Origin of the sequence: Burkholderia sp. MSMB1459WGS, from assembly GCF_001534535.1 — a bacterium.
In the GTDB taxonomy this organism is placed as follows: domain Bacteria; phylum Pseudomonadota; class Gammaproteobacteria; order Burkholderiales; family Burkholderiaceae; genus Burkholderia.
Genome location: NZ_LPMU01000023.1, coordinates 505,293 through 526,163, shown reverse-complemented (window position 1 = coordinate 526,163; position 20,871 = coordinate 505,293). Strand labels below are relative to the sequence as shown.

Genomic DNA, 20,871 nt, shown 5'->3' with positions numbered 1-20,871 from the left:
GGAGATAGACATGTCCCAATATCAAGACGACATCAAGGCAGTGGCAGGTTTGAAGGAAAACCACGGCAGCGCGTGGAATGCCATCAACCCGGAATACGCCGCCCGCATGCGTGCCCAGAACAAGTTCAAGACCGGCCTGGACATCGCGAAGTACACCGCGAAGATCATGCGCGCCGACATGGCCGCGTACGATGCCGATCCGTCCAAGTACACGCAGTCGCTGGGCTGCTGGCACGGCTTCATCGGCCAGCAGAAGATGATCTCCATCAAGAAGCACTTCAACAGCACCGAACGCCGCTACCTGTACCTGTCGGGCTGGATGGTCGCCGCGCTGCGCTCGGAGTTCGGCCCGCTGCCGGACCAGTCGATGCACGAAAAGACCTCGGTCAGCGCGCTGATCCGCGAGCTGTACACGTTCCTGCGCCAGGCCGACGCCCGCGAGCTGGGCGGCCTGTTCCGCGAGCTGGATGCCGCGAAGGACGCGGCCGCCAAGGCCGCGATCCAGCAAAAGATCGACAACCACGTCACGCACGTCGTGCCGATCATCGCCGACATCGACGCCGGTTTCGGCAATGCGGAAGCGACCTACCTGCTGGCCAAGCAGTTCATCGAAGCGGGCGCATGCTGCATCCAGATCGAAAACCAGGTGTCGGACGAGAAGCAGTGCGGCCACCAGGACGGCAAGGTCACGGTGCCGCACGAGGACTTCCTCGCGAAGATCCGCGCGATCCGCTATGCGTTCCTGGAGTTGGGCGTGGACGATGGCATCATCGTCGCGCGTACCGATTCGCTGGGCGCCGGCCTGACCAAGCAGATCGCAGTGACCAACGCGCCGGGCGACCTGGGCGACCAGTACAACTCGTTCCTCGATTGCGAAGAGCTGTCGGCCGACCAACTGGGCAACGGTGACGTCGTCATCAAGCGCGACGGCAAGCTGCTGCGTCCGAAGCGCCTGCCGAGCAACCTGTTCCAGTTCCGCGCCGGCACGGGCGAAGCGCGTTGCGTGCTCGACTGCATCACGTCGCTGCAGAACGGCGCCGACCTGCTGTGGATCGAAACCGAAAAGCCGCACATCGCGCAGATCGGCGGCATGGTCCGCGAGATCCGCAAGGTGATCCCGAACGCGAAGCTGGTGTACAACAACAGCCCGTCGTTCAACTGGACGCTGAATTTCCGCCAGCAGGCCTACGACGCGATGAAGGCCGAAGGCAAGGACGTGTCGGCTTACGACCGTGCGCAGCTGATGAGCGTCGAATACGACGAATCCGAACTGGCCAAGCTGGCCGACGAGAAGATCCGTACGTTCCAGGCCGATGCATCGCGTGAAGCAGGCATCTTCCACCACCTGATCACGCTGCCGACGTACCACACGGCCGCGCTGTCGACCGACAATCTGGCCAAGGAATACTTCGGCGACCAGGGCATGCTCGGCTACGTGGCGGGCGTGCAGCGCAAGGAAATCCGTCAGGGCATCGCCTGCGTGAAGCACCAGAACATGTCCGGTTCGGACATCGGTGACGATCACAAGGAATACTTCAGCGGCGAAGCGGCGCTGAAGGCAGCAGGCAAGGACAACACGATGAACCAGTTCTGATCGTCGTCCGACCCGAAGCACGACGCCAGCCCCTTGGGGCTGGCGTTTTTTTTGCCTGCCCGAGCAGGTGCTTACCCGCGCACGCCCTTCGCGACGTGCCGGTTCGTCGGCACGCCGTCGATCTCGTCGAGATCGACGAAGCATCCGCGACTGTCGATCATCTCGCCCACGTCGTGCCGGAATCTTGCGTCATCGCGGCGACCGGCAGTACTCCTCGACGATTCGCGTCGTAGCCGGGCGCGTATTACCCCGGATTGCCACGCGTACCGTCATGAGCGGTGGCTGCATCGGGGCATTCGATCAGGATGTTTGTGTGCGCAACCTAATTCAGGGTTTGCCTGAGTAGCGAAAACGCGAATGGGCGCTGTGCGTGTTCGCATTGCCGGCATGGACGATACGCAGGTTGAAATTACCGCTCGCGCGAAACCCTTGCCGGGCGGCTGTCGCGGCCGTTTTGTCCCCCAGTCGCCTGCGATGACACCGTAAAAAAGCACCTGTCTGCAACGCGCGTGCCGGTGCGCCGTCACAGTTGTTTCTTGTTGCAACGCAACGCCCGCCCAATAACGGCGATGGTATGCTGGCCGGCATGGAGTTGTATGGCAGGTTGCTTGCATGGCGAAACTCGCGTTCGCACCCTCTAACGAGACTTCACCTTCTCTCGCACGCATCGCGGCATCGACGCGCGCTCCGCTCGCGCGTCCCGTTCCACGTGCCGCATCTTCCTGCGCTCCGCACGCATTCCCCATCTCGCGGGCTCGCCCGCATCCCCCATCCCCGCCCAATAATCTGGAGACATCCCCATGTCGCAAAACACTTTGGCCGAAGTGACGCACGGCCCGCTGATCGCTCCGCCGGCTTTCGTCAAACATCGCAAGCTGATCGACTGGGTAGCGCGCATTGCGGCGCTCACGGAGCCCGAGCGCATCGTATGGTGTGACGGTTCGCAGGAAGAATACGACGCGCTGTGCCAGGCGATGGTCGACCAGGGCACGCTCACACGCCTGAATCCGGCGAAGCGCCCGAACTCGTATCTCGCGCAATCCGATCCGTCGGACGTCGCGCGCGTCGAGGATCGCACGTTCATCTGCGCGGCGTCGCGCGACGACGTCGGCCCGACCAACAACTGGATCGATCCGGCCGAAATGCGCGAGACGCTCAACGGGCTGTTCCGCGGTTCGATGCGCGGTCGCACGTTGTACGTCGTGCCGTTCTCGATGGGGCCGCTCGGCTCGCCGATCGCGCACGTCGGCGTCGAGCTGTCCGACAGCCCGTACGTCGCGGTGAACATGCGGATCATGACGCGCATGGGGCGCGACGTGTACGACGTGCTCGGCGAGGACGGCGATTTCGTGCCGTGCGTGCACAGCGTCGGCCATCCGCTCGAGGCCGGCCAGCAGGACGTGCCGTGGCCGTGCAATCCGGTCAAGTACATCGTGCACTTCCCGGAAACGCGCGAGATCTGGAGCTTCGGCTCGGGCTACGGCGGCAACGCGCTGCTCGGCAAGAAGTGCTTCGCACTGCGCATCGCGTCGACGATGGGCCGCGATCAGGGCTGGCTCGCCGAACACATGCTGATCCTCGGCGTGACGTCGCCGGCCGGCAAGAAGTATCACGTCGCGGCCGCGTTTCCGTCCGCGTGCGGCAAGACCAACTTCGCGATGCTGATCCCGCCGCAGGGCTTCGACGGCTGGAAGGTCACGACGATCGGCGACGACATCGCGTGGTTGAAGCCCGGCCGCGACGGCCGCCTGTATGCGATCAATCCTGAAGCCGGCTTCTTCGGCGTGGCGCCGGGCACGGGCGTGAAGACCAATCCGAACGCGATCGCCACGCTGAAGGAAAACGTGATCTTCACGAACGTCGCGCTGACGGAAGACGGCGACGTGTGGTGGGAAGGGCTGACCGACACGCCGCCCGCGAAGCTGACCGACTGGCAGGGCAATCCGTGGACGCCCGAAACGGCCAAGGAAACCGGGCGCAAGGCCGCGCATCCGAACTCGCGCTTCACCGCGCCGGCTGCGCAGTGCCCGTCGATCGACGACGACTGGGAAAACCCGGCCGGCGTGCCGATCGACGCGTTCATCTTCGGTGGCCGTCGCTCGACGACGGTGCCGCTCGTGACCGAGGCGCGCGACTGGGTGGAAGGCGTGTACATGGCCGCGACGATGGGTTCCGAGACGACCGCGGCAGCCGTCGGCAAGCAGGGCATCGTGCGCCGCGATCCGTTCGCGATGCTGCCGTTCTGCGGTTACAACGTCAGCGATTATTTCGCGCACTGGCTCGAACTCGGCAAGCAGCTCGAAGCCGCCGGTGCGAAGCCGCCGAAGATCTATTGCGTGAACTGGTTCCGCAAGGATGCGAACGGCAAGTTCGTGTGGCCCGGCTTCGGCGAGAACATGCGCGTGCTGAAGTGGATGCTCGATCGTCTGGAAGGCACCGGCGGTGGCGGCGAGCATGCGTTCGGCGTGTCGCCTTCGTATGAAGACCTGCACTGGGACGGCCTCGATTTCACGCGCGATCAGTTCGATGCGGTGACGTCGATGAACGCGGACGAATGGCGTGAGGAGCTGAAGCTGCATGCGGCGCTGTTCGAGACGTTGAAGCTGCGCTTGCCGGCTGAAATGACCGACACGATGAAGAAGATCGAGCAGCGTATCGGCGGCTGACGCGCGGAATCGGCGTCGCGCACGTTGCGCGCGGCGCATGGCCCGGCGCCGCATGGCATCGCCGGGCCGGAAACGAACGACGCCCCGGGCCATCCATCGCGTGGCCCGGGGCGTCGTTGTTTCCGGTGATCGACGGGCGATCAGCCGAGATCGAGCGCGTTCGTCAAATCGCCCGGCGGCGTCGCGCCGCGTGCGGCGAACGCGTTGTTGCGCAGGACCACGCCGTCGAGCGGCGCGAGGCCGTGCACGCGGCTGATGAAGCGCAGGATCGAGTTCGTGTCGTACAGCGTGTGATCGACGAAGCCCTTTTTCGCGAACGGCGAGATCACGAGCGCCGGGATCCGCGAGCCGGGGCCCCAGCGATCGCCGACCGGCGGCGCGACGTGATCCCACCAGCCGCCGTTCTCGTCGTGCGTCATCACGATCACGGTGTTTTCCCATTGCGGCCCGCGCCGGATATGGTCGATCACGGTTGCGATGTGACGGTCGCCCGATTCGATGTCCGCATAGCCCGCATGCATGTTCAGGTTGCCCTGCGGCTTGTAGAACGTGACGGCCGGCAGGCGGCCCGCGTCGATGTCGGCGATGAAGCGGTTGGTCGACGGCGCGTCGCCGAGCCCTGCATCGCGCAGGTGCTTGCGGCGGGCTTCGGTGCCGGGCGCGTAGTTCGCGAAGTAGTTGAATGGCTGGTGGTGGTACTGAAAGTCGGGCACGGCGCCGGTGTCGCGATGCTCGAGCGCGTACTGCCACGCGCCGCTGTACCACGCCCAGTCGATGTTCTTTTCCGACAGGCGGTCGCCGATCGTCGCGTAGCCCTGCGGCGGCATCACGCGATGGTCGGCCGGATCCGCATACGCAGCGTTGCCCGGATCGGGCGGCGGCACGTAGCTCGGCTGGTACGGCGGCGCCATCGTGTTCACGCCGTAGCCGTCCGGCGTCAGCGGGCCGTCGGCCGCGAACTTCGGCGGGCCGTCGAGCGCGGACGCGGGCGAATCGTCGGCGAGCTTCAGGCGCGTGCCGGCCGGGTCGTCGCCTTCGACCTGCGACAGCAGTTTCGCCGCATGCGGATGCTTGTGCGCGTCCGGATACCGCGGCGGCTGCGCGGAGATCAGGAACATGTGGTTCAGCCACGAACCGCCGAAGGCCGCCATGAAGAAGTTGTCGCACAGCGTGTATTGCCGGGCGAGATTCCACAGGCGCAGCGTGTCGGCCGAATTGCGGTAGTGGCCCATCACGAGGCCGCCCGAATCGGCCCATGCGGCGAACTGGTCGTTGCGGCCGCCCGCGATCTGCATCTGGTTCTGGTAGAAGCGATGCCATAGATCGCGCGTGATCACACCGTTCGGCAGCGGCTTGCCCTGCGCGTCGGTAATCGGGAACGGCGCGTTCGGCAGCTTGTCGATGTCGCGCTCGGCGATCGCGTAGCGCTTGCCGTCCACTTCCTGCGCCTGTGGCACGAGCCCGCCCCAGATCTTCGGCAGCACCGGCAGTGGCGTCTTGCCGTCGCGATCGAGCTGTCGTGCCTGTTCGGGCCGCACTTCGCCGAGCGGATAGCGCACGCCCGGGAAATCGCCGTACAGGTTCGCGAAGCTGCGATTTTCCGCATAGATCACGACGATGTGGCGCACGCGCTGGCGCAACGCTTCGTCGATGCGCAGGTCGGCGGCCGAACGCGGCGCGTTGCCCGCGGTGGTTTCGCAACCGGCGAGCGCGACGCCGGCACCGAACGCGGCGAGGCCGCCGAGCACACGGCGGCGGTCGGGATCGGCGGGCAGGTCGTCGGGGCGATCGGGGGTGTCGTTCACGTCGTGGGCTCCTCGGATGGGCGGTGGGCGTTGTCGTTCGATGCGCGCCAGCGTCGCGCGGGTTGCCGCGACACAGGACGGAATGCAACGGCTGGCATCGCGCGGTGGCGCGACGCGGCTGTCACATAAATGTCATGAACGCGACTATAGCGCGCCAAGGGGGCAGATGAAAGCCGTTCGTCGGACGATTCGACGCTCGCGCGGCGAGCGGTGCGCGACGCCCGCGCGCGAACTAGACTGGAATCAGGGGCGGCGCGCGCGGCGTGCCGCCCGGGCGAGGATCGCCCCGCGACGCCGGCCGACGGTGTTGCCGAGGCGGCATCGATGCAGCGAACGATGCGAGACAGCGAGGCGACGATGGCGTGGATGCTTGCCGTTTTCGCATGGCGGCCAAGTACCGGTTCCGCGCGCGTGCCGGCGTGAGCGCACGCCGCGCAGCAGAGACGGCCGGCCCGATGCCATGGACAAGAAATTCGACTATCCGGGATTGCTGATCGCGGCGGGCTTCTTCGTGCTGTTCGCCGCGCAGTTGCTGATGCTGCACCCGACGTCGACGCCGATCGCGTACAGCGATTTTCACCGGCTCGTCGCTGCGCGGCTCGTCGACGATCTCGAGGTCGGCCCCGCGTCGATCTCGGGCGCGCTGAAGATGCCGCAGGCCGGCACGATGCTGCCGGCGTCCGACGCGGCGGTCGTGCGGCAGGCCGGCGCGCCGTGGCGCTTCACGACGAGCCGCGTGACCGACGAACACCTGATCGACACGCTGACCGCCGCCGGCATCCGCTATCACGGCACGCCCGATACCGGCTGGATCGCGTCGCTCGCGTCGTGGCTGCTGCCGCTCATGCTGTTCGTGTTCGTGTGGAACATGATGCTGCGCAAGCGCGGCGGGCTGCAGGACTTTACCGGGATGGGCAAGAGCCGTGCGCGCGTGTACGTGCAGCAGGAAACCGGCATCACGTTCGACGACATCGCGGGCATCGACGAAGCGAAGGCCGAATTGCAGCAGCTCGTCGCGTTTCTGCGCAATCCCGATCGCTACCAGCGGCTCGGCGGCAAGATTCCGAAAGGCGTGCTCGTCGTCGGCGCGCCGGGCACGGGCAAGACGCTGCTCGCACGCGCGGTGGCCGGCGAGGCGGCCGTGCCGTTCTTCTCGATCAGCGGCTCGGCGTTCGTCGAGATGTTCGTCGGCGTGGGCGCCGCGCGCGTGCGCGACCTGTTCGAGCAGGCGCAGCAGAAGGCGCCGTGCATCGTGTTCGTCGACGAGCTCGATGCACTCGGCAAGGTGCGCGGCGTCGGCCCGATGTCGGGCAACGACGAGCGCGAACAGACGCTCAACCAGTTGCTGGTCGAGATGGACGGCTTCCAGGCCGGCTCCGGCGTGATCATCATGGCCGCGACGAACCGGCCCGAGATCCTCGATCCCGCGCTGCTGCGGCCGGGCCGTTTCGACCGGCACATCGCGATCGACCGGCCCGACGTGAACGGCCGCCGCCAGATTCTCGGCGTGCACGTGAAGCACGTGAAGCTTGCGGCCGACGTCGATCTCGGCGAGCTTGCGTCGCGCACGCCGGGCTTCGTCGGCGCCGATCTCGCGAACGTCGTCAACGAGGCCGCGCTGCATGCGGCCGAACTCGGCAAGCCGGCGATCGGCATGGCCGACTTCGACGAGGCGATCGACCGCGCGCTGACAGGCCTCGAGCGCAAGAGCCGCGTGATGAACGAGCAGGAGAAGCTGACGATCGCGTATCACGAAGCCGGCCATGCGCTCGTCGCGGAAAGCCGCGCGCATTGCGACCCGGTGAAGAAGGTGTCGATCATTCCGCGCGGCGTTGCCGCACTCGGCTACACGCAGCAGGTGCCGACCGAGGATCGCTACGTCCTGCGCCGCAGCGAGTTGCTCGACCGGATCGATGCGCTGCTCGGCGGGCGCGTGGCGGAAGAGCTCGTGTTCGGCGATGTCTCGACCGGTGCGCAGAACGACCTCGAACGCGCGACCGCGATGGCGCGCCACATGGTCATGCAGTACGGGATGAGCGAGAAGATCGGGCTCGCGACGTTCGACGACGGCGACGCGCGCACGGGCACGCCCGGCACGTGGCATGCGGACGGCGGCCGCTGCAGCGAGCACACCGCGCGCATGATCGACGAAGAAGTGCGCACGCTGCTGACCGATGCGCATGCGCGCGTCGCGACGACGCTCGGCGAACGGCGCGACGCGCTCGAGCGCATCGCGCGACGGCTGTTGCGATGCGAGGTGCTCGAACGCGACGCGCTGCAGGCGCTGATCGACGGACGCATCGAACCGTCGTCGGCGACGTCGGCGTTACCGGGCGACGAAACGAATGCGCGCAGCGGCGCGATCGGAACGGAGGGGGCCTCCACCGTCGAGCGCGATTTCGTCGCGTACGGACGGCCGCACGAATCCGATCGCTGAAGTCGTTGCGCGGGCCGGCGACGGCGCGCGTCGATATTCCTTCTATTTCGCCATGGAGTCCATGAGCGGCGCGCACGCATCGATCGAACGGTGTCGTGCTGGCATGCACGACGAAGGGGGCGCGAGCGCGCGTCAGTGCGTCAGGATTCGGTCGCGGCCGCAACTTCGGCCGCTTCGGCGAGCGCGTCGAGAAAGCGCGTGCGCCACCAGTGCACGTCGGTCTTGCGCACGATCGCCATCAGCGCGGCGTGACGCTGGCGGCGCTCTTCGAGCGGCATCGTGAGCGCGCGCTGGATCGCCTGCGCGGTGCCTTGCGTGTCGTACGGATTGACGAGCAGCGCCGATTTCAGTTGCTCGGCCGCGCCCGCGAAACGCGACAGCACGAGCACGCCGGGGTCGGCCGCGTCCTGCGCGGCGAGGAACTCTTTCGCGACGAGATTCATCCCGTCGCGCAGCGGCGTGACGAGGGCGACCCGGCTCGCGCGGTAGAGGCCCGGCAGGCGCTTGCGCGCGACGGTGCGGTGAATGTAGCGCATCGGCATCCATTCGAGCTCGCCGTAGTCGCCGTTGATCGCGCCGCACAGGCTGTCCATCTCGCGCCGCAGGTCGTCGTAGGCGCCGAGATCCTCGCGGCTCGGTGCGGCGATCTGGATCAGCGTCGCACGGTCGCGGTTCTCCGGATACTGCTCGAGCAACTCGCGGAACGCGTGCACGCGCTGCGGCAGCCCTTTCGTGTAATCGAGCCGGTCGACCCCGACCAGCAACTGGCGGCGCGAATATTCGTCGCGCATGCGTTCGAACATCGCGAGGCCGTCGCGGTCGCGCGCGAGCGACTCGAATTCGTCGACGTTGATGCCGATCGGAAACGCGCCGGCCGACAGCGTGCGGCCGAACGCGCGCAGTCGGCCGTCCGGCAGCCGTGCCGCCCCGGCTTCCGCTTCGACGTAGTGCTCGAAGTGGAGCAGATCCGATTCGGTCTGGAAGCCGACGAGGTCGTACGCGAACAGCGCGCGCATCAGCCATTCGTGCTCGGGAATCGCGGCCATGATCGGCGGCGGCGGCATCGGGATGTGCAGGAAGAAGCCGATCGGATTCGTGCAGCCCATCGCGCGCAGTTCGGCCGCGAGCGGAATCAGCTGATAGTCGTGGACCCAGATGGTGTCGTCGGGCCGCAGCAGCGTGCGCAGCTTGCGCGCGAACAGCTGGTTCACGCGTCGGTAGCCGTCGGCGAAGCGCCGGTCGAACTGCGCGAGATCGAGCCGGTAGTGAAACACCGGCCACAGCACGTTGTTCGAGTAACCGAGATAGTAAGCGTCGTAATCCTGCGGATCGAGATCGACCGTCGCGAGCTGGATGCCGCCGACGTTCTGGACCTGCACGTCGTCGCCATGCGCGCTTTGCTCGCCGCCGCCGCGTAGCCTCCCGCTCCAGCCGAACCAGACGCCGCCGGTTTCCTGCAGGCTGTCCTTCACGGCTACGGCGAGGCCGCCGGCCGCGGCTTTACGGGGATCTGCGATGCGATTGGATACGACGACGAGTCGGCTCACCAGCTCTCCTGACGATTGTTGGGGAAGGTTCGTGCGGCCAGGGCGCGAGAGGCAGACGCCGCCATCGGCGCGCGGTGCGCGATACGACGGGGCCGCATGGCGATCGGACGGGAGTCAGGGCACGCGATTCGCCGTCCGGTCGAAAAGTGCTTTTTTAGGATACTCGTCATTCGTGCGTTTTAAAAGTCCGTGTCGACGAACGGCTCGGACGAACAGGTCGCGCGGTATCGATGGCGCCAGTCCTGCAACCGGCGCTGCCCGGGCGGGACCGAAACTTGCGCCGCACTGCGACGCAGTGTGTGCCGGGTCATGCGGCGCGTCGGGCGCAATGGTGCGGACGACGCGCATGCCGTTACGCGGCGGCCGGTTGCCAGTGGCGCGTGTCGGCTTCCAGTGCATGCGTGCCGGGCGATACCGCATGCGCGCCAGCCGGCATCCGGAACGCGGCGACCGTTTCGGACAACTCGCGGCCCTGCGCCTCGAGCGACTTCGATGCGGCGGCCGCCTGTTCGACGAGCGCCGCGTTCTGTTGCGTCGTCTGGTCCATCTGCGTGATCGTCAGGTTCACCTGGTCGATGCCGCGGCTCTGCTCGGCCGACGCGGCCGCGATCTCGCCCATGATGTCCGTCACGCGCGCCACGGCCTGCGTGACGTCGGACATCGTCTTGCCGGCTTCGCCCGCGAGCGCGGAGCCGTCGCGGATCGTCTGCACCGACGCGGAGATCAGCGCCTTGATTTCCTTCGCCGCCGTCGACGAGCGCTGCGCGAGACTGCGCACCTCGCTCGCGACGACCGCGAAACCGCGACCCTGTTCGCCCGCACGGGCGGCTTCGACCGCCGCGTTGAGCGCGAGGATGTTGGTCTGGAACGCGATGCCTTCGATGATGCCGGTGATGTCGGCGATCTTCGACGAGCTGTGGCCGATCTCCGTCATCGTGTCGACCACGCGGCCGACCACCGAGCTGCCGCGTTGCGCGACGTCCGACGCATTCGCGGCGAGCGTGCTCGCCTGCTGCGCGTTTTCCGCGTTCAGGCGCACCGTGGACGTGAATTGCTCCATCGTCGCCGCGGTTTCCTGCAGCGAAGCAGCCTGTTCCTCGGTGCGCTGGCTCAAGTCGAGGTTGCCCGATGCGATCTCGCTCACCGCGTGCGCGATGCTGTTCGACGAGTCGCGCACGCGGCCGACGATGCCGGTCAGCCGCTCGTTCATCGTCCGCAGCGCATCGAGCAGGTCGCGCGTTTCGTCGTTGCCGCGCACCTCGATGCGGCTACCGAGATCGCCGTTCGCCACCGTGCGCGCGACGTCGACGGCCGAGCCGATCGGCGCCGTGATCTTGCGCGTGAGCCACAGGCCGCCGCCGGCCGCGATCGCGACGGCGATCAGGCAGATGCCGGCCAGCAGGTTGCGCTCCACCGTGTAGCGATCCGCGAATGCCTGCGCGATCGCGATTTCGCGTTCATGCGTATAGGTCGCGTAGGCGTCGGTCGCACGCACCAGTTGCGCGAGCAGCGGGCGGCAATTGTCGTCGATGTCGGCGATCGCGTCGTCCTTCCTGCCGGCCTGCGCGAGCCCGACGATGCGCAGCGCAACGGGCCCGTAGCGGGTTTCGATGCGCACGATCTCGGCTACCAGCTCGCGTGCGCGATCGGACGTGTCGGTCGCGTTCGCCATGAGGTCGTTGAGCTTCGCGAGATGGTCCTGCACGTCCTTGTGCGCGTGGTTCACCTCGGCCAGTTCGGCCTCGATGTCGGACGGCCGCGTGGCGAGCACGAGATTGCGCGCGGCGATCGCGCGCCGGTCGACCGCGGTGCGGATTTGTGCGGCCAGGCTGGCCCGCGCGTTGATGCCGTTCATGTAGCGTGAAAACTCGGCGTTCGTATCGGACAGTGCCTTGAGCGCCATGCCCGATACGGTCACGACGACCGCGGCCAGCAGGCCGAAGCCGCCGAGGAGTTTCGTTTTGATGCTGATTCTGACGATTTTCACGTTTCGGCCCCTGTGCGTGTGGTTGTAAATGGAATTTATCGTTCGACCAGATACGGGTTCGTGCCGGTTTTAACGGGTATTCGGGATGATTCTTTACCCTTCGAAAACCCTTACATTCATTTTTCTTGGCACTGACGGTCTTATTGGGCGGTCGTTCTTGATCTTGATCAAAAGGCTCGTGGGGCGCGTTTATTCAATGTGTTATGCGCGGAATTTGAATGTGTTTTTACTGGTGAAACAAAAAAACATCTTTTTTATAATATTTGTCTGATGATTTCGTTCTGATTTGCCGACGAATAAGGGAATTTCGTTGCGGTGCGCGCGTTTGACGTGAGCGACGTAATCGAAGTAATCGGCGCGATGGATTGACGAATAAACGGAGCGGCGCGGCCGGTTCGGTTCGCGCCGGTAAAAGGCCCGCGGCGGGCGCCGCGAGCCGTACGAGGGTCAGAACGTGGTGCGTAATCCGGCCATCACGCTGCGGCCGCCTTCCGGTGCGAAACCGCGTACGACCGAAGTCGAGTAGCGAATCTCCTGGTTCGTCAGGTTGTCGCCGCGCAGGTACGCGAGCCAGTGCGTGGCGCCGACGCGGAACTTGTAGGTCAGCATCACGCCGAGCGACGTGTAGCCGTCCGTCGAGAAGTCGTTGTCGGGTACGCGATGCTGCGACCAAGCGTGCGTGACCTGCGCACGCGCACCGAACGGGCCGTAACCGTAGTCGGCCGCAAGCGTCGCACGCAGCGGCGCGATGCGCGGCAGCGGCTGGCCCGTGTCGACGTTGCGCGCGTGCGTGTAGTCGGCCGTCAGTTCGAGATCGACCGTATGGCCGCGCCGCGCGAATGCACGCCACTTGCCGTCCAGCTCGATGCCGTAGAACTCGGCGCGCACGCCGCGATAGATCGCCTCGTTGAGCGAGCCGTCGGTGCCGGGCGCGACGGGCTCGCCGTCGTCGTCCACCACGCGGCCGGTGTTGTACTCGGTCAGGTAGTTCGAGAAGCGGTTGTAGAACACGCCGACGCTGCCGCGGTTCGGCCCGCTCGCATAGCGCAGCGACAGGTCGGTCGACACGGCTTTTTCCTTCGACGCGTTCGGGTTGCCGATCAGGAACTGGCCGGTCGCATCGTGCGGGCCGTTCGAATACAACTCGTAGAAGGTCGGCGCGCGTTCGGTGTAGGCAACGTTCGCAGCGACCGACCATACCGGCGTCAGCGAGAACAGCGCGCCGGCCGACAGGCTGCCGGCGTTGAAATCGCGCGGCTGCGCGAGCGCGAATTTCTCGACGCCGGCCGGATCGGGATCGACCTTCACGTGCTCGAAGCGGCCGCCGAGGCTCAGCTTCAGCGCCGGGACGACCTGCCATTCCTCCAGGCCGAACAGCGCGACGCTGTTGGTGCGCGTGGACGGCACGAGCAATTCGTCGCCGAGCGCGGAAAAAGTGTTCTGGCCGAACTGCACGCCGATCGCACCTTCGAACGGGCCGATCTTGCGATGGCGTGCCTCGATGCGCGCCTCGTAGCCGCGGTTGCGGAAGGTGGTCGCCGTCTCGCCGTTGTCGACTTCCTTGTGGCGGTAGTCGGTGTACGCGAAGTCGAATTTCAGCGTCGTGAAGGGTCCGCTCAGGTTGCGTACCTCGGACGCGAGCGCGAGGCGTTCCTGGCGCATCCGCAGCCGCACGTCGCTTTCCGCGACGGAGCCGTAGTTCGATTCGTAGCCGCTGTACGACAGCCCTGCGAAACCGTCCGCCCACGTGTACGACGCGCCGACCGCACCGCCGTGCACGCGGCCGTCGCTGTTCGGCACGTTGCCTTCCGGTTGCGGCGTGTCGGGGCCGTCGAGCGCGCGTTGCTGGCTGCTGCGCGCGTAGCCGGGAATCCGCAGCTTGCTCGTTTCGCGATCGAATGCATCGACGTGGAACGCGAAGCGGCCGTTGCCGCCTTCGACCTGCGCGGCGCCCGCGCGTACGGAATTCGCGCCGCCGTAGCGCGCGTCGAGCGCGCCGGTCACGCCCTCGATCGCTTCGCGCGGAATCCGGTTGTCGATCGTGTTGACCACGCCGCCCACCGCGTTGCCGCCGTACAGCAGCGCGGCCGGCCCGCGCACGATTTCGACGCGCTCGATCGACAGCGGATCCTGCGGCACCGCATGGTCGTACGACAGCGACGACGCGTCATACGCCGCGACGCCGTTCTGCAGTAGCCGGATCCGGTCGCCGTCCATCCCGCGGATGATCGGACGGCCGACCATCGGCCCGTAGGTGGTGGTCGACACGCCGGGCAGCCCGTTGAGCGTTTCGCCGAGCGAATCGGCCTGGCGGCGCGTCAGCGCATCGCCGGAAAGCTGGACGGTCGGTGCGATCAGTTCGGTGTCGCCGAGCGGGTTCGCGGTCACGAAGATCGGTGCGAGCGGCGCGGGTGCGGCGGCAGGCGTGCCGGACGCGGCGGGCGCATCGGTCTGCGCGTGGGCGACGGCGGCGAACAGTATCAGCGACAAGGACGAGAGCGGGCGAAGCGGTAAGCGAGGGAGGTCGCGCATGGTCGGTGAATCGGTTGGAATCGGATCGGATAACGAGCCATGCGGATCATCGCTGGATACGATATATTGTTGCGTCACTGACGCGCAATGACCCGTTGGAACATGGCTCGGCGAGGCGCAGCCACCTGGGTTGGAACGGCGTCAGGCGGACGAGCACGCGAAATGATATGTTATATCATGTCAAATTCCAAGCCGAACGGCAGGATCATGTCGGGTTTCTGTCGGATCGGCTAGGGTCGCGGCAGCAGCGGGGCGGCGTGCAACCGCCGGCTCGGGCTTTCGCGTCGACCGGCGCGAAGCCGCATCGACCGGCGCGGCGGCACGGTGGCGCTCAACGGCCCGCCTCCGGGCGATTTCCCGTTGCCGATCTTCTCGACCGTGCTGAATGGCATCACCGTACGCAGGTCGATCGTCGGCACGCGGCGCAATCTGCAGGAGTCGCTCGATTTCGCGGCGCACGCCTGGTGCGCGCGTATCCGCCGCGACCGGCTCGCCAGCATCGACGACGTATTCGCGAAGCCGAGGGAAGGAACGGTCGACGGACGCATCGCGCCGATCGCCGTGCATCGATGCCCTGAACAAGCGCACGGCGCCGCGCGACGCATGGCGTCGTGCGGCGCCGGAACGGTCATCCTCGCATCACGGCGCGAAGAACACGTCGGTGCGGTTCGTCAGGTTGCCCGCGTTGGTCTGGACGAAGAACGGATGGAACGACGACGACGGGAGGACGTCGAGCCCCTGGTAGTCGCCGATGAAGAACCCTTCGGCGTTGGGCGCGAGCTTCATGTCGAACGGGCCGCCGACGCGCCGCTCGTCGACGAACGTGGCGCCGCCGTCGTGCGAGATCTTGCGCCAGAAGCCGGTCGGCAGCGTCGTCGTGTTGCCGGCCTGCAGGTCGCGGAAGTCGTAGTACGTGACCATCACCGCGCCCGTGTTGTCGACGCGCACCGACGGATTGAACGCGGGGCGCCCGGTCGGCGTGTTCACCTGTAGCGGCGCACTCCATGTCGCGCCGCCATTCTTCGACGTCGATATCGCGATCTCGTCGTACGTGCCGCCGTTGAAGCGGCTGTCCTGCCACACGACGTAGAGTTGCCCCGATGCCGGGTCGATCGCCGGCTCCGGAATGATGTCACCGGTGCGCACGGGTTCGCCGGTGTTCGGATCCGTGACGCCGACCGTCTGCAGTCCCGCGATCACCTGCGGCTTGGTCCACGTCGCGCCGTCGTCGGTCGACTTGATGAACGCGACCTTGCCGGCCGCCTTGCTGAACGGCGGCTGGATCAGGTCGAAGAAATCGTAGAGCGTGCCGCTCTTCGGATCGACGACGATCTGGTTACCGATCGTCTGCTGACGCGAAGGAACGTCGACGATGACCTTCGCGGCGCTCCACGTCTTGCCGCCGTCGGTCGTCTTCGAGAACAGCGTCGGCCCGCGGAACGCCTGCGTGTGCAGGTTCGCGTACGGGTTGCCGTTCGGCAGTTCGAGGCGGTCCCATACCGCGTACGCGGTGCCGGCCTTCACCGGGTTGGCGGTCACCGATTCCTTGTCGTTGAAGAATTGCGTCGTCGGTTCATCGTTCGCGATCAGCACGGCAGGGCTGCTCCACGTCTGTCCGCCGTCGGTCGAGACCGATGCGCCGACCGCATTGCTGTTGTTCGACTGATTGAACGAGATCGACACCGAATACGCGGTGCCGTCCGGCCCGAACGATACCCATGGATCGGATGCGCGCTCGTACTTGAGTCCGCCCGGCGCGCATGCGCTGAACGGCTGCGGCGTGCGCGCCCAGGTTGCGCCGGCATCGAACGAGTAGCCGGCGACGAGCCCGTGGGCGCCGCCGTTCGACCAGCGGTCCTGCTGCCACACGCCGATCATGTTGTTCGGGTTCGCGGGGTTGACCGCGAGCCACGGTTCGACTTCAGCATTCACGTAGTTCACGCCCGGGCCGCCGATGGTGCACGCGGCGAACGGGCTCGGGCCGGACACGACGGTGGGCTCGGCGTGCGCCGCGGCAGCGGCGGCCAGCGCCATCGCGGCGGACAGGCGGGTGACAAGCGGATGGGACACGATCATGCGTCGCATGGACGACTCCTCGATGAGGTGCGGATGCGCTGGCGGGGCACGACGAGGCGACCCGATCCGGGGCGCGGCCGATCATGCCGCGCACGTCGTTACGGGTCGTTCAGCATGCCGCTTCGGTCATCGCCATCCGCGTGCGCTGGATGCCGCCAGCGCTTCGGTTAAGACTCCTCTTCATTTTCATTGCTTGTCGGGTGTGCCTGCGATGTCGACCCGACGGGAAAGCCGGTCAGAGCATGCGACGAATGTGTCGAAGTGGATTGCAATGTAGGCGATTCGAATGCGGCGCGACAGGCGGTTTTTTGTAACAGAGCGTAGCCGGAAAGCGTTGCCGGAAGCGGGCGCGGGCACGCAAGATTTGCCGCTGCGCCGGCATGAAAATCGAATCGAAAACGCGAATCGCAATCGCTTGCGATTGCGGCCGGCGCGAGCCGATTGCGAGCGCGCGATGCGCTGCTCAGCGCTCGGCCGGAAAACGCTCCTGCAACACGTGCAGCCAGCGCGCGACGACATCGAGTTCGTCGTCGGAAAACCCGTCGCACAGCTTGCCGTTGAGTTCGCGCAGCAGCACGCGCGCGCGCTTGAGTGCCGCGTGGCCTTCGTCGGTCAGGTACAGCCGCGTCGCGCGGCCGTCGTCCGAATCGGCATGACGCGTAATGAGGCCGGCTTTCGCCATCCGGTCGGCGAGCCCCGTCATCGCGGACGGCGCGAGCTGCAATGCGGCGCCGACTTCGCCGATCAGCGCGCCGTCCTGCTTCGCGAGGCAGAACAGCACGCCGGCCTGCGCGGCGCTCGCGCGCGTCTCGGTTTCGGCCTTGCGATCGATCCAGCGCTGCACGCGCCGCTGGCCGATGTTCAACATGAAAAACAGGCGTCGGTCTTCGCTCAAGCTGGGTTCCCGGCTGCGATGGAAAGGGAGGGGCGGCCCGCGGCGCGAGGCGTGTCGAGCGCCTGCGCGAGCCAGTCGGCGACGTCGGGCCACAGCACGGCGCCGGGCCGGCTGCGAAAGAAGCCCATGTGCCCGACCGGGCCGCTGCCTGCCGCGCGCGGATCGATCTGGCGGCGTTCGACCTTCGCGCGGGTCAGATAGCTTACCAGCAGGCCGATCGCGGCAGGGTTCGCCCACGGATCGTCGTCGAAGCCGAGCGCGAGGATCGGCAACTGCTGCTTCGAGAAGCGCTCGGCCGCGCCGAGTGTCGGATCGTCGAAGAAGTAGTGCGGCAGCGTCGTCCAGCGGCTCCATTCGCGAAACACGCCGGCCGGCAGATCTTCGCCGAGCCCGAGCCGCTTGCCGGGCACGTAGCCGAGCAGCGCGGACATCAGCGGCCCGAGCACACGCAGGATCAGCCGCACCTTCAGGCGTTCGGCCGCCTGCGCGATCAGCCGCGTGCTGCCCGCATGCGCGGCGACCAGCACGGCGGCGCGCAGATGGGGCGTCGCGCCGGACAGCCCGATCGCGTGGCCGCCGACGCTATGGCCGACCGCGAGCAGCGGCAGCCCTTCATGCGTGTGCCGGGCCCACGCGGTCGCGGCGCCCACGTCGAGCTCCATCCAGTCGCGCATGCGGGCCTGCAGCGCGCCCAGACGCGCAGGCCGCGAGGCGCCGATGCCGCGATAGTCGTAGGTCAGCGCCGCGAAACCGCGTTCGGTCAGAAAGCGCGCGAAGCCCGCATACAGCCGCTCGGGCACGGCCGTGGCCGGATGGATCAGGACCAGCGCACGCGGCGTCGCGGCCGGCGACCACAGCGTGCCGTGCAGGACATAGCCGTCGGCGGCGGAAAATTCGATGGGGTGGGAGGTCATGGTCGTCCTCGCTCGGGCAGTTATTTCGTATGCGAACTATAGTCCGCGATTTATTTCGTGCGCGAAATATTTATCGAGGAATCGTTCGAACTCCGTAGTCCGGCGGCCGGCGGCGAGCGCCGCGCAAGTGCGCGCGCTTCATAAAATATTTGCATCTTTGTATAGAAGAATATTGCGTTTGTGTCATGAAGTGGATCGACGTATCTTCACCGGTTCCATCCGTTCCGCCGGCCGTCGCGCAGGCGGAAAGAGGGCGCGCCGTCGCGCGGCCGTCCGCCAACCTTCCGGGAGATCATGTTGCTGAGCCGAATCGTCACGGCGCTCATGCTGGCGCTTGCCGCGCAGCCGGGCATCGCCAAGGACACCGTCACGCTGCGCGTCGGTGAACAGAACTACTTCAACATCCAGGCATCGATGGAAGCGTCCGGCGTGCTGAAGGACCTGCCTTACGCGATCGAATGGAAACATTTCCAGGCCGCCGCGCCGGTCGCCGAAAGCCTGAACGGCAACGCGATCGACATCGGCTTCCTCGGCGATTCCGCGCTGCTCACGCTGGCCGCGCGCGGCGCGCCGGTCAAGGTCGTCGCGGTGTCGCGGCAGAGCCTCGACGGCGTCGCGATCCTCGTGCCGAAGCATTCGCCGGTGCGCACCGTCGCCGACCTGCAGGGCAAGACCATCGCGGTATGGCGCGGCGCCTGGAGCCAGCAGCTCGTGCTGCGCGCGCTCGAACACGCGGGCCTGCGCGCCGATTCGGTGAAGTACGCGTACCTGATGCCGATCGACGCCACCAATGCGCTCGCGAACGGTTCGGTCGATGCGGTATCGCTGTGGGAGCCGTTCGTCAGCACGCTCGCGTTGCGGCAGGGCGCGCGGCCCGTGACGACCGCACAGGGGCTGATGCCGGCGCTGAGCTTCGTCGCCGCGAACGAGCAGGCCGCCTCGGGCAAGCGTGCCGAGATCACCGATTTCCTGCGGCGCGTGGTGGCCGCGCGCCAGTGGGTCGACAGCCATCCGCGCGAGTACGCGGACCTGTGGGCGAAGCGCGCGAAGCTCGAGCCCGACGTCGCGTATCGCTGGCTCGGCAACGCCAAACAACGCGTCGGGCCGGTAGACGAAGCGGCCGCCAAAGATGCGCAGAACACGGCCGACTTCCTGCACAAGGCCGGCGTGATTCCCGCCGCGTACGACACGTCGAAGCTGCTCGACCGCTCGTATGCGGGCGCGTTCGCCGTGCCTGCACAAAAGACGGCCGCCGCACAATGACCGTGCGGCACGCTTCACGATTTCCGATCGATATATCCAAGGACATCCCGACATGCCAGTCGACATCATCGGCATGATCACCGCGACACCCGGCGCGGAGGTCGACGTACCGGGCGGCGCGGCTGTGCAGCCCGACTACGTACGCCGCTTCGCGCAGGCGCACGAGGCCGCCGGCTTCGACCAGATTCTGGTCGGCCATTTCAGCAACGCGGCGGACGGCTTCATCGTCGCGTCGTTCGCGGCGGCCGCGACCGAACGCATCCGCCTGCTGCTCGCGCACCGGCCGGGCGTGATCGTGCCGTCGGCCGCCGCGCGGCAGATAGCGACGCTCGACGTGTTCAGCGGCGGAAGGCTGGCGCTGAACGTGGTGTCCGGCGGCGACGATGCGGACTTGCAGCGCGACGGCGACTTCGTGCCGCACGATGCTCGCTATCGCCGCACCCGCGAATATCTCGACGTGCTGAAACGGATCTGGCTGGCCGATGCGCCGGTAGACCACGACGGCGCGTTTTATCGGCTGCGCGGCGCGTCGCCGGTCGTGAAGGGCGCGCAGCGGCCGCATGTGCCGATCTATTTCGGCGGCTCGTCGCCGGCCGCGCTCGCGGTCGCGGGCGAACACGCGGATGTTTACATGACGTGGGGCGAACCGCTCGACGCGGTGCGCGAGCAGATCGCCCGCGTGCGGGCCGCGGCCGCGCCGTTCGGGCGGGCGCCGCGCATCAGCGTGTCGTTCCGGCCGATCGTCGCCGATACCGAGGCGGCCGCGTGGGAGAAGGCCGAGGCGATTCGCGAGCGCGTGCGCGCGGCGCGGCTCGCGAACGGTCAGCCGATCGCCGGCCATGCGCCGCAGAATGCCGGCTCGCAGCGGCTGATGGCGGCCGCCGCGCAGGGCGACGTGCTCGACGAGCGTCTGTGGATGGGCGTCGCGAACCTGACCGGCGCGCGCTGGAACTCGACCGCGCTGGTCGGCACGCCCGAGCAGGTCGCGCGGGCGCTGGGGGCGTATTACCGGCTCGGCGTATCGACGTTCCTGATCCGCGGTTTCGATCCGCTCGACGATGCGCTGGCCTACGGGCGCGACCTGATCCCGGCGATTCATGCGCATATCGCGGAACTCGATCGATATCGGGCCGCGGTGCCGGCGTAGACGAGCCT

General features: G+C 67.0%; 12 protein-coding genes and 1 pseudogene. 6 read left to right on the top strand and 7 right to left on the bottom strand.

Translation table 11 applies throughout. The features are described 5' to 3' along the window. Positions 1–10 precede the first annotated feature (10 nt). Together WT97_RS09980 and WT97_RS09975 are read left to right on the top strand one after the other, a co-directional pair. Positions 11–1,594 carry an isocitrate lyase gene (locus WT97_RS09980; RefSeq protein WP_059505343.1) on the top strand — a complete coding sequence of 528 codons (1,584 nt, stop codon included), beginning with the start codon at positions 11–13 and terminating at the stop codon, positions 1,592–1,594. 800 nt (positions 1,595–2,394) lie between these two features. Beyond that, positions 2,395–4,260, top strand: coding sequence for a phosphoenolpyruvate carboxykinase (GTP) (locus WT97_RS09975; RefSeq protein ID WP_060353339.1), 1,866 nt, complete (start codon positions 2,395–2,397; stop codon positions 4,258–4,260). A 140-nt stretch (positions 4,261–4,400) separates the two neighbouring features. Here the strand turns inward: WT97_RS09975 and WT97_RS09970 are convergent, their stop codons facing one another. Further along, positions 4,401–6,065 (bottom strand): acid phosphatase, encoded by a 1,665-nt coding sequence (locus WT97_RS09970; RefSeq protein ID WP_059505336.1) that lies wholly within the window; start codon positions 6,063–6,065, stop codon positions 4,401–4,403. A 460-nt stretch (positions 6,066–6,525) separates the two neighbouring features. On the opposite strand from WT97_RS09970, the gene ftsH reads away from it, so the two are divergent. Next, the gene (gene ftsH / locus WT97_RS09965; protein WP_060353338.1) at positions 6,526–8,502 is read left to right on the top strand and encodes an ATP-dependent zinc metalloprotease FtsH; all 1,977 of its coding nucleotides are present in this window, start codon (positions 6,526–6,528) and stop codon (positions 8,500–8,502) included. Positions 8,503–8,642: 140 nt separating this feature from the next. On the opposite strand, the gene otsA is transcribed toward ftsH, so the two are convergent. The 3 genes from otsA to WT97_RS09950 all read right to left on the bottom strand — a co-directional run bounded on the left by otsA (position 8,643) and on the right by WT97_RS09950 (position 14,568). Then, positions 8,643–10,049 (bottom strand): alpha,alpha-trehalose-phosphate synthase (UDP-forming), encoded by a 1,407-nt coding sequence (gene otsA, locus WT97_RS09960; RefSeq protein WP_060353337.1) that lies wholly within the window; start codon positions 10,047–10,049, stop codon positions 8,643–8,645. A 352-nt stretch (positions 10,050–10,401) separates the two neighbouring features. After that, on the bottom strand, positions 10,402–12,036 hold the full coding sequence (locus WT97_RS09955) for a methyl-accepting chemotaxis protein (protein WP_060353336.1): 1,635 nt from the start codon (positions 12,034–12,036) through the stop codon (positions 10,402–10,404). A gap of 447 nt (positions 12,037–12,483) precedes the next feature. Then, positions 12,484–14,568, bottom strand: coding sequence for a TonB-dependent receptor (locus tag WT97_RS09950; protein ID WP_082751362.1), 2,085 nt, complete (start codon positions 14,566–14,568; stop codon positions 12,484–12,486). 309 nt (positions 14,569–14,877) lie between these two features. Between WT97_RS09950 and WT97_RS34875 the strand changes: the two are divergent. After that, positions 14,878–15,117: pseudogene (locus WT97_RS34875) on the top strand (zinc-dependent alcohol dehydrogenase); the annotation flags it as partial. A gap of 90 nt (positions 15,118–15,207) precedes the next feature. On the opposite strand, the gene WT97_RS09940 reads toward WT97_RS34875, so the two are convergent. The 3 genes from WT97_RS09940 to WT97_RS09930 form a co-directional block, all read right to left on the bottom strand. Then, the gene (locus tag WT97_RS09940) at positions 15,208–16,653 is read right to left on the bottom strand and encodes a sialidase family protein (RefSeq protein ID WP_059505330.1); all 1,446 of its coding nucleotides are present in this window, start codon (positions 16,651–16,653) and stop codon (positions 15,208–15,210) included. Between the two features lie 454 nt (positions 16,654–17,107). Next, positions 17,108–17,539 carry a MarR family winged helix-turn-helix transcriptional regulator gene (locus WT97_RS09935; protein WP_060353334.1) on the bottom strand — a complete coding sequence of 144 codons (432 nt, stop codon included), beginning with the start codon at positions 17,537–17,539 and terminating at the stop codon, positions 17,108–17,110. Then, on the bottom strand, positions 17,536–18,453 hold the full coding sequence (locus WT97_RS09930) for a serine aminopeptidase domain-containing protein (RefSeq protein WP_059789514.1): 918 nt from the start codon (positions 18,451–18,453) through the stop codon (positions 17,536–17,538). Before WT97_RS09930 ends, WT97_RS09935 begins: the two co-directional genes overlap by 4 nt. Before the next feature lie 294 nt (positions 18,454–18,747). Between WT97_RS09930 and WT97_RS09925 the strand changes: the two genes are divergently transcribed. Both WT97_RS09925 and WT97_RS09920 read left to right on the top strand, forming a co-directional pair. Next, complete coding sequence (locus WT97_RS09925) at positions 18,748–19,716, top strand: ABC transporter substrate-binding protein (protein WP_059505324.1); 969 nt, start codon at positions 18,748–18,750, stop codon at positions 19,714–19,716. Between the two features lie 52 nt (positions 19,717–19,768). Continuing rightward, the gene (locus WT97_RS09920; RefSeq protein ID WP_059789513.1) at positions 19,769–20,863 is read left to right on the top strand and encodes an LLM class flavin-dependent oxidoreductase; all 1,095 of its coding nucleotides are present in this window, start codon (positions 19,769–19,771) and stop codon (positions 20,861–20,863) included. Positions 20,864–20,871: the final 8 nt, after the last annotated feature.